A 15,380-nucleotide genomic window follows, 5' to 3' on the forward strand; every position below is an offset into this window, starting at 1 on the left:
TCTCTTAATATGGACAATCCTATCTACCTCGACTATCACGCCACCACTCCAGTTGACCCCAGGGTTGCCGATCGCATCTATCACTACATGACAATAGAATTTGGTAACGCTAGCAGCGTGGATCATGAGTATGGCGATCGCTCAGAAGATGCGGTCAAACAAGCTGCTAAACACGTTGCTGCTTTAATTGGAGCCTCACCAAGAGAAATCATTTGGACCTCTGGCGCAACTGAAAGCATCAACCTGGCAATTCAAGGCAGTCTTCCCTCCAACCCTGAAAAGCCGCACCGAATCATACTGTTACCACTCGAACACAAAGCCGTTCTGGACACCTGCCAAGCGCTTGCAAGGCGAGGTTGGGCAGAACTGATCTACCTTCAAGTTGATTCCAAAGGCAGACTCGACTTTGATCATCTAGAGCAAGTTTGTATGGAGGGGGTGTCCCTTCTCTGCGTCATGGCTGCCAATAATGAGATTGGCAATATCTACCCGATCCAAAAGATTGGACAAATTGCTCAGCGCTACGGCATTCCTTTCCTCTGCGATGGCTCTCAGGCAGTAGGCAAAACTCCCATCCAGTTTGAGGAATGGGGCATCACTTATCTAGCTCTTTCCGCCCATAAGCTCTATGGACCCAAAGGTGTTGGAGCCTTAGTCGTTCGCAGGGGCTACTATCTCGAACCTTTACTATTTGGAGGTGGGCATCAGAAAGGAATGCGATCGGGTACCCTCAACGTTCCCGGCATTGTAGGGTTGGGAGAGGCTTGTCGGTTACGATCTCTGGAAATGGAAGAGGATGAGCGATCGATCGCTATTAAACGAGACAAGCTCCAGGCTCTCTTCTTAGAAAGAATTCCTGGTTTAGTGGTGAATGGCGACATTAACTATCGATTAGCTGGTAATCTCCATATCTCTGTTCCTGGCATTCCTAACAGCGCTGTTATTGCCAGAGTACGCCATCGCCTTGCCATCTCAACAGGTTCAGCCTGTTCATCTGGCGTTGAATTACCTTCTCACGTTCTTCAGGCACTTCGCTTGCCAGAGATTGTTGTAGATGGAGCACTCCGAATTGGACTGGGAAAGTTTACTACAGAAGAGGAAATATGCGACGCTGTTGTAATTCTCTCTGAGACTATTGCTCAGATTCAGCAGGTTCTCTACGCCATGTCTTAGATTTTGTGGATTATGAGTTCAGTTGCTGTGAATCATTCAACTCTTAGGAAGCCTTGCAAGCCGAATTTCCTAAATTCGAGATTCCCCTTGCCTTTGTCCAAAATTCGGGTATGCCGTTGTCCAAAATTCAGGTCAAGTCACACCCTGATTTCTTTTTCTCTGATACCAATTCAATGTGAAGCAGCATTAGATGTAGGGTGTGTTAGCGAAGCGTAACGCACCGCAACTCCGCAGCAATGATGCATTTTGCTGCCGCCAACGCATCCTACGATAATGTGCACCTTTAAATGAATGCGGTATGAGTTGTCTATCGGTTTAAAGGTAGCTTTAAAGTAAAGTGAGTTTGATTAGCGCCGCTGGAGACATCAATGTCTCCGCCTAAGCGCTTCACTCGCTTTTTGACTAGAGCCAAGCCTAGTCCGATGCCATCGTGTTTCCAGGGATCGTTGTTGGGAATGCGATAAAACTTTTCAAAAATACGGGAGAACTCGTGGTTCGGAATCTCAACACCCGCATTGCTCACGCGCAAGAGGATATGGGGTGAGAACGGAGCAAGAGAAACTCCTTCCCTCTGTATTGCCTGGTTTTCTTGATCGTTCTCATAGTGTGCAGACACAATAATCATTTCTCCTGACGGCGTATATTTGCAGGCGTTGTTCAGTAATTCTGTCAGAATTTTTTCTAAGGTTGATAAATCTGTTTCAATAGGAGGTAATGAGGTTGAGAGATGGAACTGCAAGGTTTGAGACTGTTTTCTAAACCGTTGGAGCAGTGGTTCGGCAATGTGGGGAATCCATGCTCCAAGTTCAACTTCGGTGGAAAGCAATGGTTCCACTTCGGCATCCAGATGGGAGAGATCTAATAAATCAGAAAGGAGGCTGATTTCCCGTCTACATTCATCATTGAGGATATGGAAATATTGAGTTGCTGAACCTGTTTCTGGCTCTAGTACACCTAACGGTTTAAGGATGACTTCAAGCATCTGAAGCGCCATTTTGATGGTGGACATGGGTGTGCGAAGCTCATGGGAAATCGTGCTGAGGAAATCATCTTTGAGGCGATTGAGTCGCTCTAGTTCTTCGACTTGCATCTGCGCCGATCGATATAACCGTGCCTGCCGAAGGGCGATCGCGCACTGGTTTGCCACCTGCTGCACTAATCGGATTTCTAAATCGGTAAAGCAAGCTTGTGGTTGCCGGAACAGCCATAGATCACCTAAAACCTCGTGATCATCAAAAATCGGGCAGACCAGGGCTGTATTGATCTGTCCGGGGCGAGAGGGACAGGAATCGATAAAGTTAAACTGGGAGCACTGCCCTTGAAACAGTTGTTGATAAACGGCTGCATTCGGATTGTCGGTAAGCGAAATCACTTTACCTTGAGCGGATTCCAGGCTTTTGGTGAATTCGTAAGCAATGGTAGACGTGGTGTGGTCAGCACTGTAGATACCCGTGTCGCAACAATCCACGTCTAGCCCTTCCGCTAATGCTTGAACGGCGGTTTGAAGGATCTGGCTTTCATCCAGGCTATCGCGCACTTTGTCTGTAATGCGTTTGAGCAACGATTCAAACTCTAGCGATCGCTGGAGTTGGGCAGTCCGTTCTAACACTTGCTCCTCAAGCACGGTATTCAGTTGTTGCACCTGCTCTTCTGCGAGTCTACGGTGCTGAATTTCTTCCTCCAGGCGCTGATTTTGAGCAGTCAACTGTTTTCGCTGCTGCTGAATCATCAGTTGGTTTTTCACCCGCGCCAACACTTCCTGGTCTTGAAAGGGTTTCGTAATATAGTCAATACCCCCTTTTTCAAAGGCTCGTATCTTATCCGCGATTTGATCCAATGCACTAATAAAAATTACGGGAATACTAGCGGTAGCTGGATCAGCTTTCAACTGCTGACAGACCTCGTAGCCATCCATCTCTGGCATGGAAACATCCAGCAGAATGAGATCGGGAGGGGCAATTTGAGCGGCTTGCAGTGCCCACTTACCACTGGTAGTTTTGCGGATTTTGAACCCTTCAGACTCCAATATTTTGGCGAGTACCCGCAAATTATCGGGGGTATCATCGACTAGCAGAATGTTGGCTAGGTTGGTGAGAACTTGAGCAGTAACCATAGCAGTTAATTGTTAAGGTTGGGTGAGTTTAACGATCGCTTCAAACTGAAAGTTATCAACCAAACGTCTGAGGGCTGTTGCCAGTTGATGCGTTTGCTCCGGAATCTGATCAATTAATTGATGCAACGTTGCTTCGTCAATTACCCGCGCTGCCTGACTCAGGCTATCAATCCAATCAAGGGGCATAATCTGTAAGTCTTGAACGGTTAAGTGAGCCTGGTCAGGAGATTGACTTTGCCAGACAATCTGCGATCGCACCTGTTCAGTTTGGGGTTCCTCCATGTAGAGATAGCGTAAACTCAAATGTTGCGCCAATTTGTCAAACAAACTATTTTCCGCAAACGGTTTGGTAACGTAATCATCGCAACCACTTTGCAAGGCAGCCTCTCGATCTTCCTCAAAGGCATTGGCAGTGAGGGCAATGATGATGGTGGGGTGTGGGGTGTGGGGTGTGGGGTGTGGGGTGTGGGGTGTGAGGGTTGGGGTGTGGGGTGTGGGGTGTGAGGGTTGGGGTGTGGGGTGTGGGGTGTGGGGTGTTAGCTAAATTTTGTATTGAGGTTTGCTTTGAAACACCCTGTGCGTCTTCGTTCTCCATCGCCATGTTTCTTTCCTCCGCTCTTGCTCTCTCCAGCGATCGAATGCGCCTGGTTGCTTCATGTCCATTCATCACGGGCATTTGAATGTCCATTAAAATCAGGTGAGGATGCCATTGTGCCCACAAAGCAGTAGCTTCTAACCCATTTTCAACCGCACGCACGTCAAAGCCAACCAGCCCTAAAAGCTCAAGCAGCAACTGTCGATTTTCGAGAATATCTTCGACAATCAAAAGTCGATAAACGGGCTGTTTCGGTGCTAACCCAATGACGCGGCGAGCCATCGTGGTTGGGAGGACATCAATGGCGGTTGCTGCCGTCAGTTGCACGCAACACGTAAACAGTGACCCTTTGCCCACCGTACTTTGCACGCTGATATCGCCCCCCATCAACTGAGCAAATTGGCGGCTAATGGCTAAGCCTAAGCCAGTGCCCTGGAGATGTCGCCCCTGCTCGGCTTGCATAAACGCTTCAAAAATAGATTGAAACTCTTCAGGAGCAATGCCTGAGCCTGTATCTTCGACTTCAAAGAGGAGGGTGTGGGGTGTGGGGTGTGGGGTGTGGGGTGTGGAGAGTAGGGTGTGGGGTGTGGGGTGTAGGGTGTGGGGTGTGGGGAGTGGGGAGGAAGAATTCTGAATTGAATGTTCCGTATTCCCTTGCCCCCTGTCCCCTTGCCTTCTGCCCTCTGCCTTCTGCCCTCTGCCTTCTGCCCCCTCTGCCTCCCCTGCTGGCTTCCTGACCCGCAATGTCACAGTTCCGCCTTCGGTAAATTTAATGGCATTGGCGACTAAGTTAATGAGGATTTGGCGGAGTTTGCCTTCATCGCCACACACATATTGCGGCACGTCTGGAGTTTGCTCGACGGTGAGCGCGAGTCCTTTGTCGGCGGCTTTGAGCCAAAAGAGTTCTTTAATGGCGTAGATGAGACGGTGCAAATCAAAGCACGTTTGATTGTGGGTGAGCTGACCAGCCTCGATTTTGGACATTTCCAGGACATCATTAATTAGTGTCAACAAATGTTCACCGCTGCGACTGATGATACCGAGATGCTCTAAGTATTCGAGAGGAAGGGTGCGATCGCGGCTCATGATTTGGGTGAACCCCAAGATGGCATTCAGGGGGGTGCGTAGCTCGTGGCTCATCTTGGCAAGAAATTGGCTTTTGGCACGGCTGGCGATCGCGGCGCGTTCTGCCGCCTGCTCTAATGCCACCTGAGAAAACTCCAGCGCTGCCAGCATCAAGGTGTTTCGCATTTCCTGAGCGGCTTCTAGCTCTAGCAGTTGCCAGGGAAACGATTTTTCCTGAACAGTTTCTTGCCACAGGTCAAATGATTGTCGAGGTGACAGCCGCCTTTCACCATCGGTTGTGACTAAAACGGGCTTATTGGGATTTCCTGCCCAGTGAACCGTTTGCGTTTGTTCGGGTCTAAACCAGAGGATGTGATAGGACGTTTGATTCAAAAAGATGGAAATTGCCAGAATGCCGCTGGCACAGTCTTTAAACTGTTTGGCATCGGCATAAAGTTGGGCTAGAGAATCGGTGTGAAAAACATCTTGTTGATGCTGGCTGAGCAACCATAGCATCAGGTTGTGGGTGTCTGTCTCAGACGGCGTTTGCCCAACCAGAGTCAGTTGATTGTTCAGTATCATGGCAGCCCCTTGAGCCTCTACCAAATTGAGCAGCGCGGACTGATTACGGCGCAACACCTGTTCTATGAAGCCAGGTTCTTCTGTAAAGGCTTGATGGAATTGGTCTTGAATCGATTTAACCTGTTCCCGGTAGCGGCTGGCGGCGCGATCTTGCTGGTGAACTAGCTCAACCGAAGCGATTTGTCCTAAAAATTCGCAGGCTTGGCGGGTTTCGTAAGCCATATACAAGGGGGTGTAATGGTGACAGGCAATTAACCCCCAGAGGCGTTTTTCGGTAATCAGGGAAATAGACATGGAGGCGGCAACCCCCATGTTCCGCAGGTATTCCACATGGAGAGGTGAAACGCTTCGCAGCACAGCCGCACTGAGGTCGAGGGGTTGATGGGTTAAGGGATTTAGGGTGGGCACTAACGGAGCGGGCTGATAGTGAACATCGGGAATCAACCGTAACCATTTTTCGTGGTAGAGCTTTCTGGCTTGCACGGGAATATCTGAAGCGGGATAGTGCAGTCCCAAAAAACTTTCTAAAGCGTCTTGTTTTGCCTCTGCCACGACAACGCCGCTGTTATCTGCCTCAAAGCGGTAAACCATGACACGATCGCACCCGGTCATGCGCTGCACTTCTTGCACGATGATGGCACCCAGAGCTGTAAGATCGGTGGTATCGCGCAGGTTAGCAATTGCCTGTTGTAGGAGCGGGTAAAACCCTAAAAGGCTATGGTTTTCGGTTAAGTGACACGGCTCTAGTTCAAGCACCACAATGCCCTGAGCGCGATGCAGAATGCCTTTAAACGTGGATGCCCTCACCCCCAACCCCTCTCCCCGTGGGCGAGGGGAGTGAATTGAGCGTTGTTCCCTCGCCTGTGGGAGAGGGCTAGGGTGAGGGCAATCTGGATCAATTCCATGAAGCTGAAGCGTCAGTTCAAAAGGATTGAAGACACTTAAATTGTCATGATCTAAATAGGTTGAAATTTGCTCCACTTGAGCGTCAGAAAAGAGAGTGCTGAGCGGCTGTCCTAGCAATGCGTCTGGAGCAAGACCGAGCCAGAAGCCCGTATTTTGACTCACTTGTAAAATCGTCAGTTGGGGGACTTGTAACGCCAACAACACGCCATGCGGTTGAATCTGACCGGGAATGTGAATGGGTTCACGATCGCAATTGGTCAGGTCGATGGGTTGAGACGTAACAAACTCTATACTGTTCATTGCTAAAGCGATTGGTTAAATGAGTGTTGATCCATTCACAGAGTCTAATGTCTTTCCAGAACTTAGTAGTTTTTAGTTTTTAGTCAGCTAGACCAATCGATCGATCTAACAACTAACAACCAACAACTAATGACTCTACAAGCCCTTAGCCCAATGCCAGTGGTAGCTTGACGGTAAAACACGTTTGTTGATTCGCACTCATCACTTGAATCGACCCATTGAGATACTCTACAAGCCGTTGCACTAAGGATAACCCCAGCCCTGTACCGCCACTTTGCCAGACATCGCAGTTGCGGATGCGGTAGAAACGGTCAAAGATCAACGCACATTCCTCTGTAGAAATTTCTACGCCTGTATTGGTGACACTCAGCTTCAATGAGTCAGCTTCGATGCAGGCAGCGATGGCAATGGTTGCGCCTGCGGGCGTATATTTACAGGCGTTATTCACTAATTCGGTCAGGATGCGACTCAGGTAGAAAGAGTCTGTATGAATTAAGGGTAAGGTGGGATCTAGCTCCAAAGAAAACGTCTGCTGCTGGTTTTGCATCCGCAACTCAAACGGTTCGGTGATGCAAGGAATCCAATGGTTTAAATCGATCGGCACGAGTTCTAAGGGTTGCGCCCCGACTTCTAAATGGTGTAAATCAAGCAAATCTTGAATTAAGTGCAGCTCGCGTTCACACTCGTCCTGCAAAATGTTGAGATAGCGCGTAATTTTGTCTTTGTCTCCTGGTTGAGCAAGTGTTTCTTCCAGGTTAGGCGTTCGATGGGTTGCTATTGTGAGTAGGCGCGTTGCCAGTTTGATGTTGGCGATCGGGGTCCGCAACTCGTGGAAAATGGCATCCAGTAAGTCATCCCTGATTTGATTGAGTCGGCGGAGATCCTCAATTTGCACCTGAGCTGCTTGATAGAGATTGGCTTGACGAATGGCGATCGCCAGTTGCACCGTCAGACGTTGCAGCATCTCTGTTTCCCACGTTTCCCAGAGGCGAGACTCTGTGCAATTATGCGCCATTAAAAAGCCCCACACCTCATCCGCCTGCTGAATGGAAAGCACCGCATTGGCTTGAACGTGGAGGAGTGTGCACAAAGCAGCACCGTCGCTTGATGCCGGGGCGCTGTGAATATCTTCAATCAGGCTAACGGTATTGTGTGGCATGAATGCACGCCAATCAGTCTGCACACAAGGATTTTGCAGTGTTTGTCCAAGTAACGAAAGGTTTGGTGATGGAACCGATTCAGCAATGACCTTGAGCGTGTCATCGGCAGTAAGCTGGCAAACGAGCACGCGATCGACATGCAGCAGGGCGCGGATCTCGGCAACCGTTTTCGCTAAAATTTCCTCCAGGTCTACAGTTTCACGAATGTAATTTGTCACATCAGCCAGCAATTTTTCTCGCTGAAGCTGGAGCCGCAGCAATTCTTCTGCATAGCGGCGCTCTTGAATTTCTTGCTGTAACTGATGTTGCTGGCATTGAATAGTGAGTTGGTGCTGCACCCGCACTAAAACTTCTTCTGCCTGAAAAGGTTTTGTAATATAGTCGGCTCCACCAGCAGTGAAAGCTTTCACCTTATCAACGACATCATCTAATGCGCTCAAAAAGATGACTGGAATATCACTGGTTTCCGTTGCTTGCTTCAACACGGAACACACCTCATATCCATTCATGTGTGGCATGTTGATGTCTAGCAAGATCAGGCTGGGTGGGTCAAGGCGAGCCGTTTCCAGGGCAACCTCTCCGCTGATCGCTTTACGGACTTTGTATCCCCGCTGCGTGAGCATGGCAGAGAGCGTGCGGAGATTATCGGGTTGGTCATCAACAATGAGAACATTCGCTCGTGTAGTAGCCATAGCGATCGCTTGTGTAGAGGGTATAGCCGTTGCAGTGATTAACATGATGGGTACCTGTGCTTGGAACTCATTCACTGATGTTGTTAGAACTTGCTTGAATGAGCTGAACAATTTGTTTGAATTGAAAGTCGTGAGCTAAACGATCGAGTCCGGCTGACAGGGTGGAATAATCCTGGGGAATTTGCTCAATCAAGTGAGAAACTTCTTCGTCATCACAATGTTGAGCAGCCTGCTGGAGAGCGGCAAGCCAATCCGATGGCATCACGTTCAAAGCATCAGGAGTCAGGGCTAGAGGCTGGTCTGCGCCCCTTTCCTGCTGGTCTTCGTACACGTATCTCAACCCCAGATGCTCCGCCATTTTGGTGAACAATTCGTTTTCTTTAAAGGGTTTGCTGAGGTAGTCGTTGCAGCCTGCGGAGAGAGCAAGCGTACGAGCGCTGCGAGATGCCTGAGCCGTTAACGCAATGATGGCAATCTCCTGTCCTTCCGGCGTGGCACGAATTGTCTGAGTCGCTTCATAGCCATCGACTTTGGGCATCCGAATATCCATCCACACCAAATGGGGATGCCACTGAGCAGTCAAGGCGATCGCCTCCTCGCCGTCGCAGGCTTGTCGCACTTCTAACCCTAACTGCGTCAGGAATTTCACCAGTAGTTGACGATTTTCGGGCTGATCATCAACCACCAAAATGCGATACAGCGGTTGACCGGGAACTAAGCCAAGAATGCGCTGCTGCGTTTTGGGCAACGGCACTTCTGCGGCGTTGACAATTTGAATGGGGATGCTAAACCGAAACGTACTGCCCTGCCCCAGAGTGCTGCTGCCTGTCAGGTCTCCCCCCATTAACTGCACAAAACGACGGCTAATGGTCAGTCCTAAACCTGTGCCATCGGTCAATACTTTTCCCGCTTGAGCCTGCATAAAGGCATCAAAGATGGTTTCAAGGTCAGCAGCCGTGATTCCGATGCCAGTGTCTTCGACTGCGAAGAGGAGGGTGTGGGGTGTGGGGTGGGGTGGGATGGGGGGATGGGGAGAGGCAGTGTCTCTTTCACGCTCCCACGCTCCCACGCTGACGCGCAGGGTGACACTACCCGTTTCGGTAAACTTAATGGCATTGCTGAGCAGATTGATGAGTACCTGACGAAGTTTGTTGGGGTCGGTGGTGATGTATTGGGGTACATCGTCTGCAATGTCAAGGTTGAGCTGTAAGCCTTTGGTTTCAGCTTTGAGCCGGAGCATTTCCCAGAGCGATCGCAGCAGAGCAATGACATCAAAATTGCTTTGATCAAACGTGATGCGATCGGCTTCAATTTTGGATAGATCCAATACATCGTTGATCAGAGTCAATAAATGTTCACCGCTGCGATGAATAATTTTGACGTGCTCCTGCTGTTCGGGAGGCAATGAGGCATCGTGGTTCATCACTTGGGTGAAGCCCAAAATCACATTCAGCGGCGTTCGCAATTCGTGGCTCATGTTTGCCAGAAAAATGCTTTTAGCGCGGTTGGCGACTTCTGCGGCTTCTTTTGCCCGTTGCAGTTCGTTGGATTGCTGCTGAATCTGAGCAAACAATTCTGCCTGCTGAATGGCAATGCCTAGCTGTGTGCTGATTTGACCCGAAATCTGAATTTCACTCTCGTGCCATGCGCGTGGACTGGAATTTTGGTAGCTGGCAAGCAATCCCCAGAGTTTTTGATTGCTGAAGATGGGGACGGTCAGGTATGCCCGCGCTTGAAAGGTTTCCAGGAAATTGATATAGCAGGGGTCAAAGTTTGCCTGATAAATATCGGTAACTCTGCTGTGTTTGGTGCCCTGACGGTAAATGCTGCCTTGAGTGTCCTGAATGTAGGTATCGTTTGATTTGGCTTCCTGGCTATCCCATGCTTTGATGATGCAGCGATCGCGCTCTAATGCCTGTGAGTTTAAGGGGCTATCGTTATCTGTTAGCGTTTCGATCACTGAAATCCAGCCACTTCCCACCGACTCGGCAACGACAGCCCCGCTCCAATCTGGGTTGAAACGGTAAACCAATACCCGATCGCACTTCAATACCCGCCGGAGTTCCTCGGTGGTGGCACCAAAAATGGTTTCCAGATCCAGCGTTTGGCGCATGTGTTGAATCACTTCGGCGATCGCCCGTTCCCGATCGACGCTTTCTCGCAGGGCTGTTTCGGTGCGTTTGCGATGGCTAATATCTTTGTGGGTGCCAATCATCCGTAAAGGCTTTCCCTGAGCGTCATAAGCCACTACTTTGCCGTAGTTAGCAATCCATTTCCAGCCTCCGACTTTGACGCGAACGCGGTAGTCGAAGGAATAGGGCACTGAGTTGTCTTGCATGTGAGCGTTGAGGATATCCAGTACCCAGGCTTGATCATCTGGATGGGTTAAATACTTCCAGGTTTCCAAATTCCGCGGCAGTTCGTCAGCGTCGTAGCCCAGCATGGTCATGAATTGAGGACTGTAATAGACCTCACCTGTGGCGATATTCCAATCCCACAGTCCATCACCGGAGGCTTCTAGCGCCAGTTGCAAGCGTTCTTCACTTTTTTGCAGTGCGATTTCGGCGCGATGTTGGAGGGTAATATCGATCGCCACGCCTCCCACCAACACGCGTTCCAAACCATCTGGCACAGAAAATTTGTAGACCAGGAAATCGCCCGCTGTGCCGTCTGCCCGGGGCGCAATTTCAACCGTTTCAATCACCTGCTGCGACTGGGCAACGGCTTGAATATTGGCGAGAAATTGTTGGGCAATCTCAAGGGGAAACAGGTCAAACACCGATCGACCAATTAAATTAGTGGTGGGAACCTGGAACGTGCGGCAGTAAGTCTCGCTGGCGTAAAGCATGGTGCCATTAGCATCGGTAATCCAGGCAGCCGCAGGGCTGTGATCCATAAATGCCTGGAAGCGGGATTCGCTTTCTCGCAGCGCGGCTTCTACCTGCTGGCGTTCTGCTTCAATGCGTTTGCGATCGCTAATATCTAATGCCGTGCCAAACAGTCGCACAACCTGCCCGTGTTCATTTTGCACGGCTCTTCCTTTCGCTTCCATGTAGCCCATCGTGCCGTTGGATCGAAAAAACCGCAGATCGACGGCATAGGGAGTGCCGCGTTCAGTGGCTTGCATAATGCAGGTTTGGAGCAGGTCTCGATCGTCCGGATGGATATAGTTGAGATGTTCAGCGTAGCCTGGTTTCGGAGCGGCTGACTCAAAGCCAAACATGCGCAACAATTCTTCCGACCAGATGAGTTGTTGGGTCGTGAAGTCTAATTCCCAACTGCCGACGTGTGCGACCCGTTGAGCCTCCAGCAGGTTGGCTTCACTTTTTTGGAGTTGTGCCTCAATCTGCTTGCGATCGCTAATGTCAACCAAATAGCCCAAAATTTCCAACGGTCTACCCGCCTGATCACGAATCAATCTGAGCTGCGCCAGTAACCAGCAGTAAATGCCATCGGATCGGCGAAGACGATATTCATGCGTGTAAAAATCATCAACAAACAGATTCGCTAATCCATCAAACACTCGCTCAACATCATCCGGGTGCAAGTGATTCGCCCAAAAATGAGAATCTGCTAAAAACGCGCTGGCATCGTAGCCCAAAACGTCTTGGATGTTTTCGCTGATAAATGTTGCGCCATAGTCGCCATCGGGCTTGCTGCTAAAGATGACAACGGGGCTGTAATTGAGCAGAAAATTCAGGCGATCGCTCACCGCTTGCCGCTCTAATTCCACCCGTTTCAACTCTGTAACATCCCGCCCGACAGCCTGATATTCGATGAAGTCTCCGTGTTCATTAAAGATCATGCGGTTACTCCATTGTGTCCAGCGCAGTTGTCCATTCAAGATCACGCGGTTTTCAATCATAACCGTGGGGTGATCTCGGTTCATGGAACTAACCAGTTGTACGACTTTTTCCTGGTCGTCTGCAAAGATTACGGGCTGATAGCTCTTGCCAATCACCTCGTCCAGGTGCAGCCCAAAATAACGACAGTAGGCATCGTTGGCAAAAAGAATGGTAGAGTCTGGCAGAAAGCGACAGATCAGTTCAGTTTGATCTTCAACGATCGCTCGATAGCGAGCTTCATTTTCTTGCAAGGCAGCTTCAATCTGTTTGCGCGTGGTGATGTCTTGAATTTGGGCAATAAAGTGGAGGGGATTGCCCTGCTCGTCTCGCACGAGAGAAGCATTTAGCAACACCCAAACAATATGTCTCTGTTTGTGGAAATAGCGTTTCTCCAGTTGATAGGTTGGAATGTCTCCTGCAAGAAGCTGATTGACATAATCGAGGTCTGCTTCTAAATCATCGGGGTGGGTGATGTCCTGAAAGGTTAGTGGGAGTAATTCATCTACGGTGTAGTCAATAATCCGACACAGGGCGGAATTTGCCTTCAGCCAGTGCCCATCCAAAGAGACGATCGCCATCCCGATCGAGGCATCTTCAAAGGCATGGCGGAACTGTTCTTCGCTATTGCGTAGTGCGATCTCAACCCGTTTACGTTCATTTTCAGCCTGTTTGCGATCGCTGATGTCGCGTTTTGTTGCCGAAGCGCCAATAATGTTGCCTGCTGAGTCTTTTAAGGGCGATACGGTGACAGAGACATGAATCGTCTGCCCATCTTTGCGGAGACGTGTCGTTTCATATTGTTGAATCGTTTCTCCGCGTCGAATCGTTTCCAGAATTTGCTGTTCTTCATAGAGCAAAGTGGATGGAATGAGCCGGGTGATGGACTGTCCAACGATTTCTTCAGCCCCATAGCCAAAGATTTTTTCGGCGGTCTCGTTCCAGCTTAGAATGATGCCGTCTAAGGTTTTGCTGATGATGGCATCGCCAGAGTATTTCACAATGGCGGCGAGATGTGCCAGTGAAGCTTCAGCCTGTTTACGTGCAGTGATATCGCTGCCAATGCCAACAAACCCCGTCACATTGTCGTCGCGATCGCGCAGGGCGGTCACTGACAGCAGCACCGGAAACCGAGAGCCGTCCTTGCGTTGGTACGTCCACTCGCATTCTTCTACCTCTCCCCGCTTTGCTTTCGCCACAAACACTTCAAAGCCCGGTGCCATTTCAACGCCTAATGCTTGGGAAAGAAGCTGAGCCTGCGCTACCACCTCTTGCGGATCGTGAAGAATCGCTGGAGAAACTTTGCCCACAAGCTCTGCGGCAGTGTAACCCAGCATTTTTTCAGCACCCGCATTAAAACTGGTGATGGTGCCATCTACCGTGGTCGAGATGATGCTGTAGTTGGCACTGTTGAGAATGGCGTTTTGCAACGTTAAGGTTTGTTGGAGTTGCCGCTCGGCTTGCTCTCGCTTAAAAAGCTCCTGTTGCAAACGATCGTTGGTCTGCTGGAGTTCAACCGTGCGATCGGCAACGCGACTTTCCAGACTTTCGTTTGCCTGCCTGAGCTGGGTTTCGCTGCGAAGCAATTCGGCAGTGCGCTCCTCCACCCGGCTTTCAAGTTGCTCATTGACCTGGCGGAGTGCCTCCTCTGCATGCTGACGCTGATTCACTTCATGCGCCAGTTCCTGGTTCGCAATTTCTAACTGGGCGGGGCTGGGCAATGCCAACGCTTTGGGGGTTAAGGGCACCAGCAAAATGGCGGTGCTGACCGAAATCAACATCGTGATGGCTTTAAGCGCGCCAGACAGCCAGTAGGTGGGATGCCACAGCGTCCAAACATCCATGATGTGGGTGGTGCCACAGGCGACAATAAAGGCTCCAAACAGGAGAAAGATCCAGTTGAAGGGCAGATCCTGCCGCTTGCGGACAAAGTAAACCAGGGTAATGGGAATCGAGTAATAGGCGATCGCAATCAACGCGTCAGACAGCAAGTGTAGCCACACCAAACCTGGCTTCCAGAGATAACAGTGACCATGAGGAATAAATGATTCTGTATTCAGCAGGTTGGAAAAGATCTCTTGCATACCGCTCAGAAGCAACATTGAATCAAGTGTATCGTCTGGAATTTTGTCTCTCTGACCGTGCTAAGGGCAGAGCATGGAACGGCACTTCTCACCAAAGGGGTGGGACAGAGGGAAACATCGCTACTAGACCTGGATGATTCAGCAGTGATGGTGAGAAGACTGGATTGGTTGGGCGAACCACACAATGGGTAAGAAACGGCTGGCTTCGCCATCATCATATTTCCCCACTCTCCCAGTAACTTGAGCGTAAAGAGGAAAAATATGGATTTTCTACGGCTAACATGTAATACGATCGCAATACAGCAATTGTTGCGACTTGATACAAATAGCGAACTGACTCAAACCGCCGAGATTTTGTCTCAAGGCAATTAAACCCAGCCGACTAGAGCCGCAATTTGGGCGGGTAAGGTTGGGGCATGGAAGGGTTTGGCGATCGCCCCTACAACTCCAAGCTGCTGAAGCTGCTGTGCATTGAGCCAACGTACCTCGGCTGACAGTAAGATAACCGGAATTAAGCGCGTGGCAGGGTGTGCTTTCAAATGCTCAAGCAGCGCTAACCCGTTGATCTGTTCAGACACTGAAGGATCCAAAATAATTAAATCGGGCTGCTGCAAAATGGCTAAATCGGGCTGCTGCAAAATGGCTTGACTCAGCCCTGCCTGATTCGATTCGGCAATCAAGACTTCCCATCCGCCCAGCACACTCAAGCAGGTTTGGACAACGGCTCGCACGTTGACTTCGTGATCAATGAGTAAAATGCGTTTGGCAGCAAAATTTTGCTTCGACGTAGGCATGACGTTCAGGCAGACAGACGATCGCGATCGAACTTCCGCAAACCTCGGAAGTTTTCATTCAGAATCAAGCATCG

Annotated in this window: 7 protein-coding genes; 1 reads left to right on the forward strand and 6 read right to left on the reverse strand. The window is 49.9% G+C overall.

Annotated elements, in window-relative coordinates:
* The first annotated feature begins 9 nt into the window (after positions 1 to 9).
* Complete coding sequence (locus AC5JO6_RS03535; RefSeq protein WP_496079660.1) at positions 10 to 1,173, forward strand: cysteine desulfurase family protein; 1,164 nt, start codon at positions 10 to 12, stop codon at positions 1,171 to 1,173.
* 307 nt (positions 1,174 to 1,480) lie between these two features.
* Here AC5JO6_RS03535 and AC5JO6_RS03540 read toward each other — a convergent pair whose 3' ends face one another.
* From AC5JO6_RS03540 to AC5JO6_RS03565, 6 genes are all read right to left on the reverse strand, one after another.
* Positions 1,481 to 3,286: a response regulator gene (locus tag AC5JO6_RS03540; RefSeq protein WP_496079661.1), complete on the reverse strand. Its 1,806-nt coding sequence runs from the start codon at positions 3,284 to 3,286 to the stop codon at positions 1,481 to 1,483.
* A 12-nt stretch (positions 3,287 to 3,298) separates the two neighbouring features.
* Positions 3,299 to 3,664, reverse strand: a complete 366-nt coding sequence (locus AC5JO6_RS03545) for a hypothetical protein (RefSeq protein WP_496079662.1) — start codon at positions 3,662 to 3,664, stop codon at positions 3,299 to 3,301.
* 19 nt (positions 3,665 to 3,683) lie between these two features.
* A complete protein-coding gene (locus AC5JO6_RS03550; protein WP_496079663.1) occupies positions 3,684 to 6,734 on the reverse strand; it encodes an ATP-binding protein in 3,051 nt (1,016 codons plus the stop codon).
* Positions 6,735 to 6,879: 145 nt separating this feature from the next.
* The gene (locus AC5JO6_RS03555; protein WP_496079664.1) at positions 6,880 to 8,631 is read right to left on the reverse strand and encodes a hybrid sensor histidine kinase/response regulator; all 1,752 of its coding nucleotides are present in this window, start codon (positions 8,629 to 8,631) and stop codon (positions 6,880 to 6,882) included.
* A 22-nt stretch (positions 8,632 to 8,653) separates the two neighbouring features.
* Positions 8,654 to 14,512: a PAS domain-containing hybrid sensor histidine kinase/response regulator gene (locus tag AC5JO6_RS03560; RefSeq protein ID WP_496079665.1), complete on the reverse strand. Its 5,859-nt coding sequence runs from the start codon at positions 14,510 to 14,512 to the stop codon at positions 8,654 to 8,656.
* A gap of 368 nt (positions 14,513 to 14,880) precedes the next feature.
* Positions 14,881 to 15,306, reverse strand: coding sequence for a response regulator (locus AC5JO6_RS03565; protein WP_496079666.1), 426 nt, complete (start codon positions 15,304 to 15,306; stop codon positions 14,881 to 14,883).
* Positions 15,307 to 15,380: the final 74 nt, after the last annotated feature.

Source organism: Tildeniella sp. (genome assembly GCF_059505325.1).